The organism is Lactobacillus sp. N54.MGS-719 (assembly GCF_000980505.1).
GTDB classification, from domain to species: domain Bacteria; phylum Bacillota; class Bacilli; order Lactobacillales; family Lactobacillaceae; genus Lactobacillus; species Lactobacillus amylovorus.
The window spans coordinates 1-22,761 of sequence record NZ_LARO01000022.1; the positions used below are offsets into that span (position 1 = coordinate 1).

Annotated in this window: 20 protein-coding genes; all 20 read left to right on the forward strand. The window is 39.0% G+C overall.

Translation table 11 applies throughout. The features are described from left to right. The first annotated feature begins 120 nt into the window (after window positions 1-120). The 20 genes from WS44_RS05370 to trxA all read left to right on the forward strand — a co-directional run bounded on the left by WS44_RS05370 (window position 121) and on the right by trxA (window position 22,616). Window positions 121-621: a hypothetical protein gene (locus tag WS44_RS05370; protein ID WP_046433569.1), complete on the forward strand. Its 501-nt coding sequence runs from the start codon at window positions 121-123 to the stop codon at window positions 619-621. Between the two features lie 105 nt (window positions 622-726). Next, complete coding sequence (locus WS44_RS05375) at window positions 727-1,182, forward strand: LytTR family DNA-binding domain-containing protein (protein WP_014565570.1); 456 nt, start codon at window positions 727-729, stop codon at window positions 1,180-1,182. Continuing rightward, window positions 1,182-1,937 (forward strand): LiaF domain-containing protein, encoded by a 756-nt coding sequence (locus WS44_RS05380; RefSeq protein WP_013641519.1) that lies wholly within the window; start codon window positions 1,182-1,184, stop codon window positions 1,935-1,937. Before WS44_RS05375 ends, WS44_RS05380 begins: the two co-directional genes overlap by 1 nt. A 175-nt stretch (window positions 1,938-2,112) precedes the next feature. Next, a complete protein-coding gene (groES, locus tag WS44_RS05385; RefSeq protein WP_013437226.1) occupies window positions 2,113-2,397 on the forward strand; it encodes a co-chaperone GroES in 285 nt (94 codons plus the stop codon). 21 nt (window positions 2,398-2,418) lie between these two features. Next, the gene (groL, locus tag WS44_RS05390; protein WP_022087057.1) at window positions 2,419-4,050 is read left to right on the forward strand and encodes a chaperonin GroEL; all 1,632 of its coding nucleotides are present in this window, start codon (window positions 2,419-2,421) and stop codon (window positions 4,048-4,050) included. Between the two features lie 202 nt (window positions 4,051-4,252). Continuing rightward, the gene (gene mutS, locus WS44_RS05395; protein ID WP_136860415.1) at window positions 4,253-6,829 is read left to right on the forward strand and encodes a DNA mismatch repair protein MutS; all 2,577 of its coding nucleotides are present in this window, start codon (window positions 4,253-4,255) and stop codon (window positions 6,827-6,829) included. Window positions 6,830-6,831: 2 nt separating this feature from the next. Next, on the forward strand, window positions 6,832-8,712 hold the full coding sequence (gene mutL / locus WS44_RS05400; RefSeq protein WP_046433572.1) for a DNA mismatch repair endonuclease MutL: 1,881 nt from the start codon (window positions 6,832-6,834) through the stop codon (window positions 8,710-8,712). Window positions 8,713-8,714: 2 nt separating this feature from the next. Then, complete coding sequence (gene ruvA / locus WS44_RS05405; RefSeq protein ID WP_013437230.1) at window positions 8,715-9,302, forward strand: Holliday junction branch migration protein RuvA; 588 nt, start codon at window positions 8,715-8,717, stop codon at window positions 9,300-9,302. A 51-nt stretch (window positions 9,303-9,353) separates the two neighbouring features. Then, window positions 9,354-10,370 (forward strand): Holliday junction branch migration DNA helicase RuvB, encoded by a 1,017-nt coding sequence (ruvB, locus tag WS44_RS05410; protein ID WP_013641527.1) that lies wholly within the window; start codon window positions 9,354-9,356, stop codon window positions 10,368-10,370. A 64-nt stretch (window positions 10,371-10,434) separates the two neighbouring features. Next, window positions 10,435-10,824 carry a preprotein translocase subunit YajC gene (yajC, locus tag WS44_RS05415; protein ID WP_013437232.1) on the forward strand — a complete coding sequence of 130 codons (390 nt, stop codon included), beginning with the start codon at window positions 10,435-10,437 and terminating at the stop codon, window positions 10,822-10,824. 107 nt (window positions 10,825-10,931) lie between these two features. Then, window positions 10,932-12,383 carry a glucose-6-phosphate dehydrogenase gene (gene zwf, locus WS44_RS05420; protein ID WP_046433575.1) on the forward strand — a complete coding sequence of 484 codons (1,452 nt, stop codon included), beginning with the start codon at window positions 10,932-10,934 and terminating at the stop codon, window positions 12,381-12,383. Next, window positions 12,376-13,497: a DNA polymerase IV gene (gene dinB, locus WS44_RS05425; protein WP_022087054.1), complete on the forward strand. Its 1,122-nt coding sequence runs from the start codon at window positions 12,376-12,378 to the stop codon at window positions 13,495-13,497. Before zwf ends, dinB begins: the two co-directional genes overlap by 8 nt. Before the next feature lie 59 nt (window positions 13,498-13,556). Continuing rightward, on the forward strand, window positions 13,557-14,513 hold the full coding sequence (locus tag WS44_RS05430; protein WP_013641529.1) for a bifunctional oligoribonuclease/PAP phosphatase NrnA: 957 nt from the start codon (window positions 13,557-13,559) through the stop codon (window positions 14,511-14,513). Next, a complete protein-coding gene (locus WS44_RS05435) occupies window positions 14,506-15,867 on the forward strand; it encodes a DEAD/DEAH box helicase (protein WP_046433577.1) in 1,362 nt (453 codons plus the stop codon). Before WS44_RS05430 ends, WS44_RS05435 begins: the two co-directional genes overlap by 8 nt. 240 nt (window positions 15,868-16,107) lie before the next feature. Further along, window positions 16,108-18,747, forward strand: coding sequence for an alanine--tRNA ligase (gene alaS / locus WS44_RS05440; RefSeq protein WP_013641530.1), 2,640 nt, complete (start codon window positions 16,108-16,110; stop codon window positions 18,745-18,747). A gap of 60 nt (window positions 18,748-18,807) precedes the next feature. Beyond that, window positions 18,808-19,065, forward strand: coding sequence for an IreB family regulatory phosphoprotein (locus WS44_RS05445; protein WP_003549189.1), 258 nt, complete (start codon window positions 18,808-18,810; stop codon window positions 19,063-19,065). Further along, window positions 19,065-19,493: a Holliday junction resolvase RuvX gene (ruvX, locus tag WS44_RS05450; RefSeq protein ID WP_013437238.1), complete on the forward strand. Its 429-nt coding sequence runs from the start codon at window positions 19,065-19,067 to the stop codon at window positions 19,491-19,493. Before WS44_RS05445 ends, ruvX begins: the two co-directional genes overlap by 1 nt. 1 nt (window position 19,494) lies before the next feature. Then, window positions 19,495-19,806: a DUF1292 domain-containing protein gene (locus WS44_RS05455; RefSeq protein WP_013641531.1), complete on the forward strand. Its 312-nt coding sequence runs from the start codon at window positions 19,495-19,497 to the stop codon at window positions 19,804-19,806. A 60-nt stretch (window positions 19,807-19,866) separates the two neighbouring features. After that, the gene (locus WS44_RS05460; RefSeq protein WP_046433580.1) at window positions 19,867-22,224 is read left to right on the forward strand and encodes an endonuclease MutS2; all 2,358 of its coding nucleotides are present in this window, start codon (window positions 19,867-19,869) and stop codon (window positions 22,222-22,224) included. Window positions 22,225-22,304: 80 nt separating this feature from the next. Then, window positions 22,305-22,616 (forward strand): thioredoxin, encoded by a 312-nt coding sequence (gene trxA / locus WS44_RS05465; RefSeq protein WP_013437241.1) that lies wholly within the window; start codon window positions 22,305-22,307, stop codon window positions 22,614-22,616. Window positions 22,617-22,761: the final 145 nt, after the last annotated feature.

Here is a 22,761-nt window from a genome sequence, read left to right on the forward strand (position 1 = left end):
AAGGACATTATGCAGTGAGGCTTGTGCCTCTTTTTTAATGCAAAAAATCCTATTGATAGAATATCATAGAAATCTATCAACAGGATTTATCATAGAACCCAAAAAAGAAGGTGGATAATCATGAATGTAAAAAGAAATCGAACTTGGTTATTGTTCATTGCTTGCATCATTTTGAGCATAGTTTTTATCTTTTTTAGTGGAGTGAAGAATGTTACTAAAAGTTATGGCATAGTTTTGCTCATCTTTTCAATTTTGCCCATTATTCCGGCAATTCTATTAACGGCCAAAATAAAACTGCCACGCATTTTTACTAGTGGTTTAACTTTTATTTTCTATTTGCTTTGGATGGTTTCGCTAGGCTTTAACTACTACCTACAAAGTTGGGCAGGAATCGTCTTCATAATTATTCTAGTCATCTTTTTCATGCTTTTGGGGATGCTTGTTGCCTTGATTAGAACTTTGTGCAGTCGGAAAAATGGCAAATATTACTTTACCGATGAAGAAGCAAATAAAACATATGAATATACCAGCTTTGGTAAGGCTTATAAAAAGCAATTATCTTATACCTTGGTCGAAGGACTATGGGATGCATTATTTTCTTCAATTTTTGATTGGTTTTAAAAAATGACCGCTTACTTCAATTTTGTGACCACTTAGTTGAATTAGCTAGTTTTTCTTAATAAAACGCGTTGTAATAAAACTATAGAAATGAAGGGGATGAAAAAATTGAAGGTTAAATTAGAAATTGATCCTGATAACCAGGAATCGGAAGTAATTATCAAAGCTAATAAAATTACTCCAGAACTAGAGCGAATTTATCGTAAATTGCAAGATGAATCATCTCATCCTGATCAAATTACTGGAGTAAAGGATGACAAAGCATATTATCTCGATATAAATCAGATTCTATTCTTTGAAACTGCTGATAAACAAGTAATGGCACATACTATAAATCATAGCTATGCTGTGAAATATAAGTTGTATGAATTAGAAAATTTGCTTGGCGGACAATTTATGCGAGTATCTAAATCAACAATTCTTAACTTAGATCAGATTTATGCTTTGACTAAATCAATTTCTAATTGCCAGATTCAATTTCATCATTCTTACAAAACTGTTTATGTTTCTAGACGTTACTACCGCGAATTAAAAGATAAATTAAACGAAAGAAGGACTTACTAATGAAAGCTAAGTGGAGTCGAATTTTCTGGGGCGTTGGGTTAATTGCAGCTGCCGTGTTCTTAGTAATTGACCAGTTACATTTATTACCATTTACGATAGGTTTCTGGGCGATCTTTTGGACAGTAGTTTTTGTAGCTAGTTTAATTACTTCGGTAATCAATAAGAATTTATACGGAGCTATTTTCTCAATTGCCTTTTTGGTAATTGTCTACGCTAAGCCACTTCATATTTCAGCACTATCTCCTTGGACCATTTTGCTTGTGGCAATTCTGGTTTCTGCCGGAATTAGTTTGATTTTTAGAAATAGTTTTAAGCCCACGATCATCATTAATGGGAAAAAGGTTAATGCAAATTGGTCGGACTTGATAAATAAGAATTTTAAAGCAGATAATGTCATCACTGATAATAGTTTTGGCGTTGATAGCGATAATGTTGTAATTAGTGGCAAGATGACTGAAGCTTCACGTTACATTCATTCGCAAAATTTGAAAACAGTTACTATTGATTCTTCAATGGGAGACGTTAGTGTTTATTTAGATGATGCCAAAGCTGCAGGGGATGAAGTAATCATGAATATTAATACTTCGATGTGTGATGTTGATGTTTATATTCCAAGTGATTGGCAAGTTGAAAATAATATGCAAAATAGTTTGAGCGATGTCGATATTGATCACAGCAAAGGAACTGGCACAAAGTTGATCTTACAGGGTAGAAATACCATGGGAGATTTAACTGTTAAACATGTAAAAGATTAAGAAAATTCAAAATTAGCACTCATTATAAAAAAGTGCTAATTTTTTCTTGCTTTTTTTTGGTAAACGGGTTATTATCATATTTGTAAGTTAGCACTTGATAAATAAGAGTGCTAATCAGTTAATAATGATTTTAAACTTTTAAAAAGAAGAAAATAAGTTATAAGGGGGACTAAACGTGTTACAACCAATCGGTGATCGTGTAATCGTTAAAGTTAAAGAAGAAGAAGAAAAGACAGTTGGCGGCATCGTTTTAGCATCAAATGCTAAGAAGAAGCCAATTGAAGGCGAAGTTGTAGCTGTCGGTGAAGGTGCTTACGCATCAAACGGCGAAAAGATTCCTATGGTCGTTAAGAAGGGCGACGTAGTTATCTACGACAGATATTCAGGCACTAACGTTGAATACGAAGGCGAAAAGTATTTAGTTCTTCACGAAAAAGACATTTTAGCAATTGAAAAGTAATTAAAGGAGCGGATATAGAATATGGCAAAAGATATTAAATTCTCAGAAAATGCAAGACGTTCCCTTTTAAGGGGTGTTGACAAGTTAGCTGATACTGTTAAGACCACTATTGGTCCTAAGGGTAGAAACGTTGTTTTGGAACAAAGCTACGGCAACCCAGATATTACTAACGATGGTGTTACTATTGCTAAGTCAATTGAATTAAAAGACCACTACGAAAACATGGGTGCTAAGCTTGTTGCTGAAGCTGCACAAAAGACTAACGACATTGCCGGTGACGGTACTACTACTGCAACTGTTTTAACTCAAGCAATTGCCCGTGAAGGTATGAAGAACGTTACTGCTGGTGCTAACCCTGTAGGTATTCGTCGCGGTATTGAAAAGGCTACTCAAGCTGCCGTTGATGAATTACACAAGATCAGCCACAAGGTTGAATCAAAGGACCAAATCGCTAACGTAGCTGCTGTTTCATCAGCATCTAAAGAAGTTGGTGACTTAATCGCTGACGCTATGGAAAAGGTTGGTCACGATGGTGTTATCACTATTGAAGATTCACGTGGTATCAACACTGAACTTTCAGTAGTTGAAGGTATGCAATTCGATCGTGGTTACTTATCACAATACATGGTAACTGACAACGACAAGATGGAAGCAGATCTTGACAACCCATACATCTTGATCACTGACAAGAAGATTTCTAACATCCAAGACATTTTGCCACTTCTTCAAGAAATCGTTCAACAAGGTAAGGCTTTGTTAATCATTGCTGACGATGTTTCTGGTGAAGCTCTTCCAACTCTTGTATTGAACAAGATCCGTGGTACTTTCAACGTTGTTGCTGTTAAGGCTCCTGGCTTTGGTGACCGTCGTAAGGCTCAATTACAAGATATCGCTGCTTTGACTGGTGGTACAGTAATTACTGATGACTTAGGTCTTGAATTGAAGGATGCTAAGATTGATCAATTAGGTCAAGCTCGTCGTGTAACTGTAACCAAGGACTCAACTACTATTGTTGACGGTGCTGGTTCAAAGGACGCTATCCAAGAACGTGAAGATTCAATCAGAAAGCAAATTGAAGAATCAACTTCAGACTTTGACAAGAAGAAGTTGCAAGAACGTCTTGCAAAACTTACTGGTGGTGTAGCTGTTATCCACGTTGGTGCTGCTACTGAAACTGAGCTTAAGGAACGTCGTTACAGAATCGAAGATGCCTTGAACTCAACCCGTGCTGCTGTTGACGAAGGTTATGTTGCTGGTGGTGGTACTGCTTTGGTAGACGTAGAAAAGGCTATCAAGGACCTTAAGGGTGACACTCCAGATGAACAAACTGGTATCAACATTGTTTTAAGAGCACTTTCAGCACCAGTTCGTCAAATTGCTGAAAACGCAGGTAAAGACGGTGCCGTTGTATTGAACAAGCTTGAAAACCAAGAAAACGAAGTTGGTTACAACGCTGCTACTGACAAGTGGGAAAACATGGTTGACGCAGGTATCATTGACCCAACTAAGGTAACTCGTACCGCTTTACAAAACGCTGCTTCAATTGCTGCATTACTCCTTACTACTGAAGCTGTTGTTGCAGAAATTCCTGAAGAAAAGCCAGCTGCTCCACAAGGTGGTGCAGGTGCCGGCGCCCCAGGAATGGGTATGTAATTTAGAAACTAATTTCTGATAAAAGAATAAAACTCTCACTCTAGTTCAAATCCAAATAAATACTTAAATAGACTTCGAAGTTGAGCAAAAAAGTTCAGCTTCGAAGTTTTTCTTTTATCTTCCTTTATAGCGTATAATAATTACCAGTGATCAAGCATAGGAATAGAAAAGAGATTGTATGGCAAAAGCAAGTACGACTCCAATGATGGAGCAATATTACGAAATTAAAAAGCAATATCCTGATGCCTTTCTTTTTTATCGTGTCGGAGATTTCTACGAACTTTTCGAAGACGATGCGGTTAAGGGCGCTCAGATTCTTGAATTAACTTTAACACACCGTTCAAATAAAACTAAGAATCCAATTCCGATGGCTGGTGTACCTCATTTGGCCGTTGATACTTATGTAAATACTTTGGTTGAAAAGGGATATAAGGTTGCACTTTGCGAACAGCTCGAAGATCCTAAAAAAGCTAAGGGCATGGTAAAGCGTGGCATTATTCAATTGGTAACTCCAGGTACCATGATGAATGAAGGTCCCAATGATGCTAAGGATTCTAACTATTTAACTTCAGTAGTGACTACTAAGAGTGGCTTTGGCTTAGCCTACAGTGATTTATCAACTGGTGAAATTTATGCGACACATTTGAAGAGCTTCGAAGCTGTTTCTAATGAACTTTTATCATTAAGAACACGCGAAGTTGTTTACAATGGTCCTTTGACTGAACAAAATAAGGACTTTATGCATAAGGCTAATATCACCGTTTCCGCGCCTACGCCAATTGAAGGCGAACATGCCGAGATTTCTTATGTTGAACAAAATTTAACCAATAAGGCAGAAAAAGAAGCTACGCGTCAACTGGTAGGCTATCTTTTATCTACCCAAAAGAGAAGCTTAGCCCACTTGCAAATTGCTAAGAGCTACGAAGTAAACCAATACTTACAGATGTCGCATACTGTTCAAAATAATTTGGAATTAGTTGCATCTGCTAAAACTGGTAAAAAAATGGGCTCGCTTTTCTGGGTTCTTGATAAAACTCATACGGCAATGGGTGGGCGTCTGCTTAAGCAATGGTTAGCTCGACCACTGCTCAATGTGGATGAGATCAACCACCGTGAAGAAATGGTGCAAGCTCTGCTTGATGGTTACTTCACACGTGAAAATGCGATTGATGCTTTGAAGGGCGTTTATGACCTAGAGCGTTTAACTGGTCGAATTGCCTTTGGCAATGTTAATGCACGTGAACTTTTGCAATTATCCCGCTCACTTCAAGCTGTGCCTGTAATTTTGGATGCTTTGAACCAATCAGATAGTCAAGTGCTAGAAGATTTTGCCCAAAAGATTGATCCATTAAAGGGCGTAGCAGAAATGATTTCAACGACTTTGGTTAAGGATCCACCAATTTTGACTACAGAAGGTGGCTTAATTCGCGAAGGCGTTGATAAGCAACTGGACCGCTACAAGGATGCCATGAATAATGGTAAAAAGTGGTTAGCTCAAATGGAAGCTGACGAACGACAAAAGACCGGTATTGATAACTTGAAAGTTGGCTATAACAAGGTCTTTGGCTATTACATTCAAGTATCTAATGGTAATAAGAGCAAGGTGCCACTGGATCGCTACACGCGTAAACAGACTTTGACCAACGCTGAACGTTACATTACGCCAGAGTTGAAGGAACACGAAAACTTAATCTTGGAGGCGCAAACTCGTTCAACTGACTTGGAATATGACTTGTTCGTTAAATTACGTGAGGAAGTTAAGAAGTATATTCCTGCCTTGCAAAAATTGGGTGGGCAACTTGCAGCCTTAGACGTTTACTGCGGCTTTGCGACCGTAGCTGAACAAAATAATTACTGCAGACCTCACTTCCATACCGATAATCAGGATATCGATGTGGTTAATGGCCGCCACCCAGTAGTTGAAAAAGTTATGACTGCCGGTTCCTACATCCCTAACGATGTCAAAATGGATTCAGCTACTAACATTTTCTTGATTACTGGTCCTAACATGTCTGGTAAGAGTACCTACATGAGACAAATGGCTTTAATCGCAATCATGGCGCAAGTGGGCTCCTTTGTCCCAGCTGATAGTGCTGATTTGCCAATATTTGATCAAATCTTTACTCGAATTGGTGCTGCCGATGACCTGATTTCTGGTCAAAGTACCTTCATGGTTGAAATGAGCGAAGCAAACGATGCTTTGCAATATGCAACTAAACGCAGTTTGGTTCTCTTTGACGAAATTGGTCGTGGTACTGCAACTTACGATGGTATGGCTTTAGCTGGGGCGATCGTTAAGTATCTGCATGATAAAGTAGGAGCTAAGGCATTATTTGCGACCCACTACCATGAATTAACTGCACTTGATGAGACACTGGATCATTTAAAGAACATCCACGTTGGTGCGACTGAAGAAAATGGCAAGCTGATCTTTTTGCACAAGATTTTACCAGGACCAGCCGACCAAAGTTATGGTATTCACGTTGCCCAACTTGCTGGTTTACCACGTGCCGTATTGCGTGAAGCAACCAAATTATTAAAACGTCTTGAAGCACAAGGCAGTGAACTTGCTCCAGTTAGTCAGCAATTAGACTTATTCGCAGAGCCTGTGGATAGTTCAGATGAGGAAGAGCAAATACAAAATGACAAGCCAGCTATGACCGATGCGGAACAAGATGTGCTTGACGATATTTCTAATCTTTATTTGGCCGATAAGACACCACTTCAAATTATGCAAATGGTAGCGGATTGGCAAAAAGACTTGAAGGATGATAACTAATTATGCCTAAAATTCATGAATTATCTGAAACTTTAACCAATCAAATTGCGGCAGGTGAAGTTATTGAACGTCCTGCCAGCGTAGTTAAAGAATTGGTGGAAAACTCCCTTGATGCTGGAGCCACCCGAATCAGAGTAGATTTTGTGGATGCAGGATTAAAGCAAATTGTAGTACAGGACAACGGTACAGGAATTGAACGTGATCAAGTTGACCTGGCTTTTACGCGTCATGCGACTAGTAAAATTAGCAACGAGCATGATCTGTTTAAAGTTTCGACTTTAGGCTTTAGAGGTGAAGCTCTGGCTTCAATTTCCGCGGTAAGTCACGTAGAAATTTTAACGGCAACAGACGGAGCAATTGGTACAAGAGCTACTTTTAGTGGCGGCAATAAAAAAGGTCAAGAAGATGCGGCATCGCAAAAAGGGACCAAGATTACGGTGCAAGACCTGTTTTTCAACACGCCAGCGAGATTGAAGTATCTGCGCAGTCCGCGAACCGAAATCATGAAGATTGTGGATATTATTAATCGCTTAGCATTAGGTTATCCACAAGTATCTTTTACCTTGTCGAATACGGGTAAAATTTTACTCAGAACAACTGGCAATGGTAATTTAAAACAAACTGTTGCCAATGTTTATGGGCGCCATATTGCGGAAAAAATGGAAGACATCGAGGCAGAAGATACTGATTTTAAAGTTACGGGCTTAATTTCTAAACCAGAATTGACTCGTTCAACCCGCAACTTTATTTCAATTCTGCTTAATGGACGTTATATTCGAAACTTCCAACTGAATACAGCAATTATGGATGGTTATGGCTCCAAACTTGAGGTGCGGCATTATCCAATTGCTGTTGTGTCTATTAAGGTCGATCCTTTGTTAGTCGACGTAAATGTGCATCCCACTAAGCAAGAGGTACGTTTATCTAAGGAAAAAGAACTTAGTCGATTGATTACAACTGCAATCAGTAATGCACTTGTGGAAAAAGTTGAGCAAACTAGTGCATTTGCCAATCTAGAAAATAAGCGTGAAACATTAGTAGACCAATTGCAATTCAACTTGAATCAAGATGTGGTAAATACAGAACGTAAAGAAGTACCAGAAATTCATGATCAGGTAGAAAAACCAAAATTTAAGGCTGCTAAGGAAACTGGCAAATACGTTGATCTAAACATTCCGCGTGAAAATGACAAATACATTATCACCAAAACCTGGGATCAAAATGTAGAAGAGCAGCAAAAACTTACGCCTTTTGGTGCCTCTCCTGCTAATCAAGAGGTGATTTCCAGCGGGGATGAAGTTTTAGCCAATAATTTGCCACGTCTAGCCTATGTTGGTCAGACCGATACCTACATCATTGCAGAGAATGAAGGGGATCTGTTCTTGATCGATCAGGTTGCAGCTAGAAGAAGACTGCAATTTGAAAAAACATATCAGATACTAGCTTCTAAAAAAATTGTGCAGCAGGGTCTGCTTACGCCAATTGTCTTAGAACTCGGCAATCTAGATTTTATCCAAATTAAAGATAAGCTGGAGCAGATTAAACAGATTGGCATTTACTTAGAAGAATTTGGTCAAAATAGTTTTATTGTGCGTTCATATCCAACTTGGATTCATGAAAATATCGAAGAAACGATTCGCCAAATCTTAGATAGTTATCTGAATTTGGATAAGGGTCAATCTGAGAAGCTGTTTAAACGTGTAGCTGAGATGGAAGCCAAACATGCAGTAACGGGGAAAATCGATTTGTCTGCCGCAGAAGCAAAACAAATTATTAGTGATTTGCGCAAAACGGCTGATCCATATCATGATGCCTCAGGGCGTCTAGTTTTGGTCCGCATGAGCCAAAATGAATTAAAAAAGATGTTCAAAAGGGATGATTAATAATGTATGAATATTTTGAAGGAATAATTTCCGTCATTACGCCAAGCTATATCGTAGTAGATGTTAACGGAGTGGGCTATAAGGTGTATAGTCCAACGCCATTTGCTTATACTCAAGGACAAAAGGCCAAGGTTTATATCGAACAAGTTGTGCGTGATACCGGCATTACTTTATATGGTTTCCAGAGTCAAGATGACAAAGGACTTTTCCTTAAGTTGCTTAGTGTAAGCGGCATTGGTCCTAAGAGTGCCATGGCAATTATGGCAGCCGAAGACAGCAATTCCTTAGCTGAAGCAATTGAACAAGGTGAAGTTAAATACTTAACTCGCTTCCCTGGTGTGGGCAAAAAGACCGCCTCACAGATTGTGCTTGATCTAAAGGGGAAGTTAGGCGACTACGTTGCTCGTCTTGATCGTAAGGATAACGATGAAGAAATTTCTCCAGCATTAAATGATGCATTATTAGCATTAATTGCTTTGGGCTATACCCAAAAAGAAGTTGACCGCATTACGCCTAAGTTAATCGAGGTCGATGCCGATACAGCAGATCAATATATTAAAAAAGGTTTAGCATTGCTGCTTAAGAAGTAGTTCTTGTTATAATAGTACAAGCAATGGATTTTTAATAAGGAAGTGAAACTGGTGGCAGAAAACGATGATGCAGTAACTTCAGGACAAGTTGAAGGCTCTGAAGAAGAAGCAATGGAATTATCTTTGAGACCGCAAACTTTGGACCAGTATTTGGGTCAAGAGCGTGTTAAAAAAGAAATGTCCATTTATATTAAAGCCGCAAAACAACGTGATGAGGCATTAGATCACGTTTTGTTATATGGACCACCGGGTTTAGGTAAGACGACATTAGCTTTTGTAATTGCCAATGAATTGGGCGTTCACTTAAAGAGTACTAGTGGCCCGGCAATTGAAAAAGCCGGCGATTTGGTAGCATTGCTATCTGATCTTGATCCAGGCGATGTCTTATTTATCGATGAAATTCATCGTCTTGCTAAACCGGTTGAGGAAGTCCTTTATTCCGCAATGGAGGACTACTACATTGATATCGTAATTGGTGAAGGGCAAACTACGCACGCAGTTCACGTGCCGCTTCCACCATTTACTTTAATTGGGGCAACGACACTTGCTGGACAGTTATCTGCTCCTTTGCGTGACCGTTTTGGAATCGTGGAGCACATGCAGTATTACACTGTTGACGAATTGGAAAAGATTGTGCAACGTTCAAGCGATGTTTTCCATACTTCAATTGCGCCAGAGGCTGCGCATGAACTAGCTCGTCGTTCACGCGGAACGCCCCGTGTAGCTAATCGCTTGTTAAAGCGTGTACGTGATTTTGCGGAAGTAAAAGGCGAAAAGACGATCTCGCTTGCCACTACCGAAAATGCATTAAAGCAGCTGCAGGTTGACGATGAAGGGCTAGATCAAACTGACCGTAAATTGTTAAGAACCATGATTGAGGGCTATAATGGTGGCCCTGTTGGTATTAGAACTTTGGCCGCAAATATTGGTGAGGATATGGAGACGATTGAGTCACTCTATGAACCATATTTGCTTCAACATGGTTTTATTTTATTAACGCCCCGCGGCAGAATGGTGACCGATAAGGCATATTTACAGTTAGGTTTGCCTATTCCGGGTGATAAATAGCAAAATTTTCTGTATAATGGATATATTATATTGAAAAATTTAATAATTTTATGAGGTGAAAAATTTGAATACTGTATTTTTAGCAAACGCTGGCGGTGCTGCCGGCAACAACTGGATGATGATCATCTTATTCATTATTTTGATTGGTTTTACTTACTTTGGTATGATCCGTCCACAAAAGAAGCAACAACAACAAAGATTGCAAATGATGGATAAGTTGAAGAAGGGCGACGAAGTTATTTTAGTAGACGGTTTGCACGCAAAGATTGACAAGATCAACAGTGATAAGACTGTTGTTGTTGATGCAGACGGCATTTACTTAACTTTCGAAAGAATGGCTATTCGTCGTGTATTGCCAGCTGCTGCTAAGCCAGCAGCTCCAGCCGAAGCTGCTAAACCAGCAGAACCAGCTAAGCCTGCTTCTTCAGATGAAGCTAAAAAAGAAGATAAATAATTGACCAACAAAAAGCGCAAAATAATGCGCTTTTTATTTTGCCTAAAAATTGGTTGTTGTAAAATAGAATATGAATGAAATAACGAATTAAAGAAAGGGACTTAGTTATGAAAAATATCCCAGTTATAATGATTATTTTTGGTGGTAGTGGTGACTTAGCTCACCGTAAGCTTTACCCATCCTTGTTTAATTTATATGAACAAGGTTTGATCCATGACAACTTTGCAGTCATTGGTACTGCACGTCGTCCATGGTCACATGAGTATTTACGTGAACAAGTTTCAGATGCTATTCACGAAACTCATGATCAAGTAGATGAAAACGAAGTAAAGGCATTTGCTAGTCACTTCTATTACCAATCTCACGATGTTACTAATGTTGAACACTATGTAACTTTGAAGAAATTGGCTCAAGAACTTGATGATCGCTACTCAGCTCAAGGTAACCGTCTATTTTACATGGCTATGGCACCAAGATTCTTTGGTACAATTGCCACTCACATCAATGATCAACACTTAACCGGTAGCGGCTTTAACCGTATCGTAGTTGAAAAGCCATTTGGTCATGATTTAACTTCAGCTGAACAATTAAATAAAGAAATTACTGCCTCATTTGATGAAAATGATATTTTCAGAATCGACCACTACTTAGGCAAGGAAATGATTCAAAATATTATGCCAATGCGCTTTACCAACCCATTGATTAAGAATATATGGTCAGGCGAATACATTAAGAATATTCAAATTACTTTGGCAGAACGTTTAGGTGTAGAAGCACGTGGTGGTTACTACGATACTTCAGGTGCTTTGCGTGATATGGTTCAAAACCACATCTTCCAAATCATTACTTTGCTTGCAATGCCAGAACCTAAGGACTTGTCATCAGACAGCGTTCACCAAGCTAAGCAAGAATTGCTTAAGAGTTTAATTATTCCAACTCCAGAAGAAGTTAAGAAGAACTTTGTAAGAGGCCAATACTTAGGCAGCGATACTACTTTTGCTTACAAGAAAGAACCTAATGTTGATCCTGATTCAACTACTGAAACTTATGTAGCTGGTAAGACTAAGTTTACAAGTGGCCCAATTGCTGGCGTGCCAATTTACTTCAGAACTGGTAAGGAATTTAAGGAAAAGAAGACCAGAATTGATATTGTTTTAAAGCATATCAATAATCCATATGGTCAAGCTCATTCAAACAACATTACGATTGAAGTTGATCCTGAAAGTAAGATTTATATCACTATCAATGGTAAGAAGATTGACGAACCAGGTATTCGTCGTGAAGATTTAACCTACGTCTTTTCAAAGGAAGAAATGGCTAAGGTGCCAGATGGTTATGAACGTTTGCTTCATGATGTATTTGTTAACGATTCAACCAACTTCACTCACTGGAGCGAATTGAAGCGTTACTGGGAATTCATTGATGCTGTTGAAGATGCATGGCAAAAAGAAAACGAAGCAGGCAATCCAGAAATTGCGCAATACTTGCCATATAGAATGGGTCCAAAGGAAGCAGACAATATCTTTGAATCACCAACTGAACATTGGATTTATGAATAAAGAAAATTTATTACCGCAAAATGACATCCATCGCCGGATTATTCATCTGGATATGGATGCTTTTTACGCTTCAGTGGAAACTAGAAGACATCCAGAATATAAAGATAAGGCGCTGATTGTAGGACAAGATCCGTGTGAGAATAATGGGCACGGCGTAGTGGCAACTTGTAATTATGTTGCGCGTAAATATGGGGTCCACTCAGCAATGGCTAGTATTCAGGCTGTGCGTTTGGTTCCCCAGGATAAGCTAGTTTTTGTAGCACCTGATTTTAAAACTTACCGTAGCGTTTCGGCTCAGATTCATTCTTTTATGCATGATATTACTGACAGAGTAGAATCAGTTGCACTTGATGAAGCGTATCTTGACGTAACTCATAATAAATTGGGTGAGGAATCAGCTGTTAAGTTAGCGCTTGATTTACAAAAAAGGATCAGAAAAGAAATAGGGTTAAATTCATCTTTTGGCGTTTCCTACAATAAATTTTTAGCCAAGATGGGCTCAGAATATGCCAAGCCGTTTGGCCGTACCGTGATTTTGCCAAGTGAGGCTAAACAATTTTTAGGGATGCAAAAAATCGAGAAGTTTCCGGGTGTTGGCCCTAAAACGCAGGAACAATTGCATAAGTTGGGTGTTTATACAGGTGCCGATTTGCAGCAAGTTGATGTACTGGTTTTGCTTAATAAGTTTAAAAAGATGGGTTATATTTTGGCCCAACATGCGCGTGGCATCGATTTAAATCCGGTAGTGACCGATTCAGAGGTCAACCGAAAATCAATTGGCATCGAGCGTACCTATGAACCAGCGATTTTCACGCAAGATGAAGCTCTCAGCAGAATTCGCGTTTATTGTGATTATTTAGAAAAAGAATTAAAAAAGCGCAACTTTCGCGCTTCTACGATTGTTTTGAAAATCCGCAATAATAATTTTGATACGGTTACGAAACGGAGAAAATTGGTAAAGCCATCTGACGATCGTTTTGATTTTTATGAGGTAGCTAGAGAATTATTTGAGAGTACACATGGCTTTCTAGAAGATGGTATTCGTTTGTTAGGCGTAACAGCGACGGACTTTAAAAAAGAAAATTATCAGGCAATTAATTTGTTCGATTATTAATCAGACGCGTTTTTCTGTTAAACTAGATACAGATATTTTTAGAAGACGAGGGAAAAACAATGAGTAGTTTTGATGACATTTACGAAAAAATCTTACAATATCCAACTATTATCTTGCACCGTCACACTAGTCCAGACCCAGATGCAATTGGCTCACAAGCTGGATTAGCTCGTGCAATTATGGAAAAGTTCCCAGACAAGCGTGTGCTTTGTGCTGGTGAAAACGACGAAGGCGATCTTGCTTGGATCAACCACATGGACCAAGTTAAGGCTACTGATTATGAAGGTGCTTTGGTAATCACTACTGATACTGCCAATACACCAAGAATTTCTAACAAGCTTTACAACAAGGGTGATTTCTTGATTAAGATTGACCACCACCCAGATGTTGATCCATACGCAGACATGAGCTACGTTGATCCAGATGCTCCTGCAGCTTGCCAAATCATTGTTGATTTCTTAAACGCTGAAGATTTCAAGATTACTAAGGAAATTGCTTACCCACTTTACGCAGGTATTGTAGGTGACACTGGCCGCTTTATGTACCCTGAAACTTCAGAACACACCTTTAAGGTAGCTGCTCAACTTGCTTCAACTGGGATTGATATTACTGAAATCGCTAGAAACATTGCCGATGTAACCTTTGATGAAGCTAAGCTTCAAGCACTTGCAATGGACAAGATGGAAATTGATCCAGTTGGCGCAGCTTACACTATTTTGACTCAAGACGACCTTAAGAAGTTAGGGTTAACTGATGATCAATCTAACGTAGCAGTATCAACTCCAGGCCGCATTAAAGATGTTTTGGCTTGGAACGTCTTTGTAGAAAAGCCAGATGGCACTTACCGTGTACACTACCGTTCAAAGGGCCCAGTTATTAATGAACTTGCTGCTAAGCATGATGGTGGTGGCCATGCTCTTGCAAGTGGTGCCAACGCCAAGGATTTGGACGAAGTAAAGCAAATCTTTGCGGAAGTCGTTGAAGTAACTAAGAAGTATAAAGAAGATCATGAATAATATTTTTGAAGATTCCAGAATTAAGCCTGCCGTTCAAGCCGGTTTAAAGAAGATCCACTTTGAAAAGCCAACTAAGGTGCAGGAAAAGGTTATTCCTGCAATGCTTTCTGATTTAAGCGTAGTAGTTCAAGCTGCTACAGGATCAGGTAAGACGCATGCATATTTGGTGCCAATTTTTAATGAAATTGATGAAGCTGCTCATACTGTGCAAGCAATTATTACTTTGCCTAGTCGTGAATTAGCTGATCAACTTTATCAAGTAGCACGTGAACTTAGAAAAGCTTCAGGGATGAACTTTTCAATTGCTCACTTGGCTGGCGGAACTGACAGAGAACGTCAACTTGAAAAGTACCAAAATAATACGCCACAGTTAGTAATTGCGACACCTGGTCGACTTTTGGACTTTGTACAAAAGAAGGTTTTTGCAGTAGATCAAGTGAAGACCTTTGTCATCGATGAAGCTGATATGACGTTAGACATGGGCTTTTTAGCAGATATCGATCAAGTAGCCGCTAAGTTGCCTAAGGATGTTCAAATTGCAGCCTTCTCAGCTACAATTCCAGTTAAGTTGTCTAACTTTTTGCGTAAATACATGGCTCACCCTGACCAAATCGTCATTGATAACCCAAGCGTAATTGCACCAACGATTAAGAATGACTTAATCGATATTGGTTCTAAGAACCGCAAGAGCGTTTTGTACAAGTTGCTTACGATGGGCCAACCATATTTGGCTTTAGTCTTTGCCAATACTAAACAAACCGTTGATGAATTGACCAAGTACTTGCAAGATCAAGGCTTAAAAGTAGCCAAGATTCACGGCGGAGTTACCGAAAGAGAAAGAAAAAGAACTCTGCGTCAGGTTGAACAAGGTCAATATCAATACGTTGTAGCCAGCGATTTGGCCGCTCGTGGCCTAGATATCGATGGGATTAGTTTGGTCATTAACTACGAAATTCCACGTGATATTGAATTCGTTATTCACCGAATTGGTAGAACTGGTCGAAATGGTCTATCAGGTCATGCTATTACCTTGATTCGTGAAGAAGAAATGAACCGCATTGAAGAACTTGAAAAGATGGGCGTTCACTTTGACTTTGTCGAAATTAAGAATGGCGAACTTGTACCACGTAAGCACTACCGCAGTCGTGAAAATCGTCAAAGCAAGAACCGCAAGCTTGATACCAAGTTAGTTGGCTACGTTAAGAAAGAAAAGAGAAAGCGTAAGCCAGGCTACAAGAAGAAAATCAAGTGTGCGATTGCCGAAGACAATCGTCAAAAGCGCAAGCTTGAACAACGTCATGAAATTAGAAAAGCTAAACGACAAAGAAAACGTCGTAGAGAGCAAGGGCGTTGACAGACGTTAATTTTGTAGTACAATTATTTTCAGCTTAAGATATGTTTTTTGATTAATTATTTCATAGAGAGAGCCGAAGGATGGGAAGGCTTAGTAATGGTCAAGAAATGCTCCTTTAAGTTTAATAATTAAGAATATTAAGAGGTAACAAACACTGTTGCAATCAAGGTGGTACCGCGCGCGGAGCGTCCTTGAATAACTGCAATGGTGTTTTTTATTTGTTTTAGGGAGAAATTATTAATGAAGAAACTAAATAGTTCAGAGTTTCGTCAAATGTTCTTAGACTTCTTCAAAGAACATGGTCACATGATTATGCCTAGTGCATCACTTATTCCACAAGATGACCCAACTCTTTTGTGGATTAACTCTGGTGTTGCTACGATGAAGAAATACTTCGATGGTTCAGTTGTACCAAAGAACCGCAGAATTACTTCTTCACAAAAATCTATCAGAACTAACGATATTGAAAACGTTGGTAAAACTGCTCGTCACCAAACTTTCTTTGAAATGCTTGGTAACTTCTCAGTAGGTGACTACTTCAGAGATGAAGCTATTCCTTGGGCATGGGAATTCTTAACTAGTCCTAAGTGGTTAGGTTTACCAAAGGATAAATTATACTGTACTGTTTATCCAAAAGATGAAGATTCATTCAAGGTTTGGGTAAAAGCTGGTATGCCAGCAGACCACATTGTAAAACTTGAAGATAACTTCTGGGATATTGGTGAAGGTCCATGTGGTCCTGATACTGAAATCTTCTACGACCGTGGTCAAGAAAACAACGATGTTGCTGAAGACGATCCAGAAAACTTCCCTGGTGGTGAAAATGCTCGTTACCTTGAAATTTGGAACATCGTATTTTCACAATACAACCACTTGCCAAATGGTAAGTACGTTGATCAACCACATAAGAACATCGATACTGGTATGGGTCTTGAACGTGTACTTTCAATTTTGCAAGATGCACCAACTAACTTTGAAACTGATTTATTCTTGCCAATTATTCATGCAACTGAAGAAATGACTGATGGCAAGAAGTACGGTGAAAACAAAGAAGACACTACTGCATTCAAAATTATTGCCGACCACGTTCGTGCTGTAAGTTTTGCTATTGCTGATGGTGCTCTTCCATCAAACTCAGGCCGTGGTTATGTTTTACGTCGTTTGATCCGTCGTGCTGACTTAAACGGTCAACGTTTGGGTATTAGGGGTGCCTTCCTTTACAAGCTTGTACCAGTTGTAGGTAAGATCATGGAAAGTCACTACCCAGAAGTAATGGATCAACGTGGCTTCATCGAAAACGTTATTCAAAACGAAGAAGAAAGATTCCAATCAACTCTTGATACTGGTTTGACTTTGCTTGACGACTTAATCGACAAGGCTAAGAACTCAAAGGACAAGACCATTTCAGGTAAGGATGCCTTCAAGATGTTCGATACTTACGGCTTCCCATACGAATTAACTTTTGAATCAGCTCAAGATGCTGGCCTTAAGGTTGACAAGAAGGGCTTCGATGCTGAAATGGAAGCTCAAAAGGAACGTGCACGTAAAGCTCGTGGTGACCTTCAATCAATGGGTCGTCAAGATGTAACCTTGATGAACATTAAGGACAAGTCAGTATTTGAACGTGATACTTACGAAGAACCACATGCTAAGTTGCTTGATATCGTTGTTGACGATAAGTTAGTCGACAAGGCTGATGGAGAACACGCAACTTTAGTATTTGATAAGACTCCATTCTACGCAGAACGTGGTGGTCAAGTTGCCGATCATGGTAACATTTATAGCCAAGATGGCGAACTTGTTGCTAAGGTTATTGACGTTCAACACGCTCCTAACGACCAAAACTTACACTTCGTTGACCTTATTTTGCCTGTAGAAAAGGGTAAGGAATACATATTGAAGCTTGATAAGGAACGTCGTGAAGGTCTTCGTCACTCTCACTCAGCAACCCACCTTCTTCACGCAGCCCTTCGTCAAGTATTGGGTGAACACACTCACCAAGCAGGTTCATTAGTTGATCCTGATTACTTGAGATTTGATTTCACTGCTTTGGAACCAATGACTCCACGTGAAATCAAGACTGTTGAAGAATTAGTAAACCAAAAGATTTGGGAAGCTATTCAAGTTAAGACTACTATCACTACACCTGAAGAAGGTGAAAAGATGGGTGCCTTAGCATTGTTCAACGGTAAGTACGGTGACAAGGTTCGTGTCGTACAAATGGGTGACTTCTCATCTGAATTCTGTGGTGGTACTCACGTAGACAACACTAACCAAATCGGTATCTTCAAGATCACTTCCGAATCAGCTGTTGGTGCAGGTATGCGTAGAATTGAAGCCGTAACTTCAAAGAAGGCTTACGAATACTTAGCAGAACGTTCAAGCTTGCTTGATGACATTCAAGAAGATGTTAAGGCAACTAAGCCAGACAACATTATTGATAAGATTGACTCACTTGAAAGTGACCTTCACGATAGCCAAAAGCAAGTTGAAGCTTTGACTAAGAAGATCAACCAAGCTAAGGCTGGTCAAATCTTTGACAATGTAAAGCAAGCTGGCGATTTGACTGTAATCTCAGCTATTGCAGATGTAAACAACATGAATGACTTGCGTGAACTTGCCGACAACTGGAAGAGTGGCAACAAGTCAGATGTTTTGGTATTAGCTGCTAATAACGATGGCAAGGCTAACATGATCATCAGCTTGGACCAAAAGGCATTAGACAAGGGTCTTAAAGCCGGCGACTTGATCAAGATTGCTGCCCCAATCTTTGGTGGTGGCGGCGGTGGTCGTCCAAACATGGCTCAAGCCGGTGGTAAGAAACCAGAAGGTTTGAATGACGCTATTAAAGCTGTTATTGACGAAATTTCTAAGAACTAAGCATTAATTAATTGTGTTTACGCTTTTTTTCAAGTAAAATTGTTGACAGGAGGAATAAATATGAGTTCGCTAGATAAGACTATGCATTTTGACTTTAACCAGAATAAGGGGAAAAATGTTTATGATACTCTGCAAGATGTTTACAATGCGCTTGAAGAAAAGGGCTATAATCCTATCAACCAGATTGTAGGTTACTTACTTTCTGGCGATCCTGCTTATATTCCACGGCACAATGATGCCCGTAACTTGATTCTTAAGCACGAACGTGACGAGATTATTGAAGAACTTGTTAAGAGTTATCTTGGTAAGAATAAATAATGCGATTATTAGGTCTAGATGTAGGTTCTAAAACCGTAGGGGTTGCTGTTAGCGATGAGCTAGGCATTACCGCACAAAAGTTAGAAACTATTCAAATTGATGAAACCAAATATAATTTTGGTATGCGTCCCTTAAAGAAATTGGTAAGACAATATGATCCAGAAGGATTCGTATTGGGTTTGCCTAAGAATATGGATGGGACTTCAGGATCTTCTGTTGCACGAAGTAAGGCATATGGCAAACGACTTGAAGAAAAGTTTGGTTTACCTGTGTATTATTCTGATGAAAGATTAACAACAATTGAGTCGCAGCGAGTACTTGTAGAAGATGCTGGTATTCATGACCGTAAGAAACGTAAACAAGTGATTGATCAGATGGCAGCAGTGCTCATCTTGCAAAATTATTTAGATTTACACCGAAAGGATTAACATGGCAGCACAAGTTAATGGTGACGATGAAGATCGTCAAATTACTTTGATTGACGATCAAGGTAATGAAGAATTGTATGAAGTATTATTTACTTTTCATTCTGATGATTATGACAAATCATACGTGCTTCTTTATCCAGCCGCTGTTGGCGATGATGAAGACATCGAAGTACAAGCTTTCAGTTACGATGCAGATGATGCAGGCGATGTAACAAGCAGTGATTTGCACGAAATCGAATCTGATGATGAGTGGGACATGGTCCAAGGAGTTTTGAATACTTTCTTAGACGATGACCGCTTGAGTGGTAAGTAAATAAAAAAAGGACTGGCTGTGGCTGGTCCTTTTTGTTAGTTTTAAGAAAAATAAATAGCTATGAATAAAAAGATTTTAAAAATTTTAGAATTTGTCGAAATTACCAAACGCTTAAGTGAACTAGCTATTACTGAACCAGCTAAGAAAGAAGCTGAAAGGCTAGTACCAAGTGATGATTTTGACCAAGTACAAACGGAATTAAAACAAACTTTGGCATTAGCAGATTTGCTTAGAATCAAAGGGCAACTTCCTTTAACTGACTTTAAAGATGTCCGTCCAAGTACTAAACGTTTGGGCGTAAAGGCAAATTTGAATGCTAAAGAGCTGGGCAACTTATTGCTTGTCTTAAGCTTGGCTAATGAAATTAATAGTTTTTTGGAAGATCTTGATGATGAAAAAATAGATTTATCAGCTATTGATTCAATCTTGGATCAATTAGATGTGCCAGATCTTCTTTTTAGAGAATTAAAGAAGTCCCTTGATTATGATGGTGAAGTACTTGATACGGCTTCAAGTGCTTTAGCTCGTTTGCGTCACGATATTGCAAGCAATGAAGAAGAAATCAAGGATAAGATGAATGCTTATACCAAGGGCAACAGCAGTAAATACTTATCTGAACAAATTGTAACTATTCGTGATGATCGTTACGTTATTCCAGTTAAACAAGAATATAGAGCAAAATTTGGTGGGGTAGTTCACGATCAAAGTGCCAGTGGTCAAACTTTGTTTATTGAACCAGAAGCAGTTTTAAACTTGAACAACCGTCAACAAAATTTGATTGCTCAAGAAAAACAAGAGATCCGCAATATTTTAAAGCACTTGTCTGGCTTAGCTAGAGAGGAAATTGACAGTTTGAATAATATTGCGACTGCTTTAACACGACTAGACTTCTTGCAAGCTAAAGCTAAATTGGCTAAAAACATGAAGGCTAGCGAACCAATTTTAACTAAGGATCACTCAATTAATTTACGCAACGCGCGTCACCCATTGATTGATCCTGAAAAAGTTGTACCAAATGATATTCGTTTGGGTGATGATTTTGATACGATGTTAATCACTGGTCCAAACACCGGTGGTAAGACTATCACATTAAAAACTGCAGGTTTGTTGCAATTAATGGCTCAATCTGGTTTGTTTATTCCAGCCGAAGAAGGTAGTAAAGTTGGCGTGTTTGAAGAGGTCTACGCTGATATCGGTGATGAACAATCGATTGAGCAATCATTGAGTACTTTCTCATCCCACATCAATGACATCGTAGCCATTATGAAAAATGTGAACAAGGAAACCTTGGTTTTAATTGACGAAATTGGTGCAGGTACCGACCCAGAAGAAGGTGCCAGTTTGGCTATCAGTATTTTGGACTTTTTGCGTCAAAAAGATGCCAAGATCATGGTTACAACGCACTATCCTGAATTAAAACTTTACGGCTACAACCGTCCTCGTACTACAAATGCCTCAATGGAATTTGATTTGAAGACTTTGTCACCAACTTATCATTTGCAAATTGGTATTCCTGGTCACAGTAATGCCTTTGCGATTGCTCGTCGATTGGGGATGCGTGAAGACGTAGTTAAAAATGCGCAAAACTTAATGTCAGACGAAGATTCAGACATTAACAAGATGATTTCTAAGTTGAATGCGCAAACTAAGGCGGCCACTAGTGCACGCAATCGTTTGGAGACTAGTTTAGATCGTAGCCAAAAGTTGGAACAAAAATTGCAACAAGCACTTGATTGGTACAACCAACGCGTACAAAAGCAGCTTGATTTTGCTCAAGAAAGAGCGAATGAAATCATTGCCAAGCGTCGTAAAAAGGCTGATCAAATTATTGAACAACTTGAAAAGCAAAAGAATGCTGGCGTAAAAGAAAACAAGATCATTGAAGCTAAGGGTGAATTAAACAATCTGGAACGTCAGGCTAACAATTTGGCTCATAACAAGGTCTTACAGCGTGAAAAGCGTCGTCATCATGTAAGTGTAGGTGACCGTGTAAAAGTCCTATCATACGGTCAAACAGGGACTATTACCAAGAAGCTGTCCGAACATGAATATGAGGTTCAGATGGGAATTATCAAGGTAAAAGCTAGCGATCGTGATATTGAGCGAATTGAAAAGAACGAATCTACTAAGCCTAAACATCTAGTTAGAGCTACTAGTGCAGTTAGAAGAAGCAATGCTCATAGTGAATTAGACCTGCGCGGTCAACGCTATGACGAAGCAATGACTAACCTTGATCGTTATATCGATTCTGTTTTATTAGCCGGCCTTGGCACAGTAACGATAATTCACGGAATTGGTACTGGTGCAATCCGTAAAGGAGTATGGCAATATTTGCGTAACAGCAGACACGTCAAGAGCTTTAACTATGCGCCAGCTAACGAAGGCGGTAACGGAGCAACGATTGTTGAATTGAAGTAAGCAATTCACTTGCGAAAAGTAAGTAAGATGAATATACTAATAATATAAACTTTAGAAATTTATTTAGTGAGGTAAATATTATGGTTGATGCAATTAATGATCAAAACTTCGATGAAGAAACTAGTAATGGTGTTGCTTTAGTTGACTTTTGGGCAACTTGGTGTGGTCCATGTAAGATGCAATCACCAGTAATTGAACAATTGTCAGAAGAACGTCAAGACGTTAACTTCTACAAGATGGATGTTGATCAAAACCAAGATACTGCCAAGAACCTTGGCATTATGGCTATCCCAACTTTGATTATCAAGAAGGATGGCAACATTGTTGATCGAATTACTGGTTACACTCCAAAGGAAAAGTTGGACCAAATTTTGGATCAATACACTGATTAAAGAAAAAAGATAATCAAAAAAGCTTGAGACCAATCGGACTCAGGCTTTTTTCTACGTAAAGTCAAGCATAATAAGAAGTTTGGCTTCATTTTTTATTTAAATTTCAACTTAAATATCTTTTAGTGTCGATTTATTTTTTTAGTTA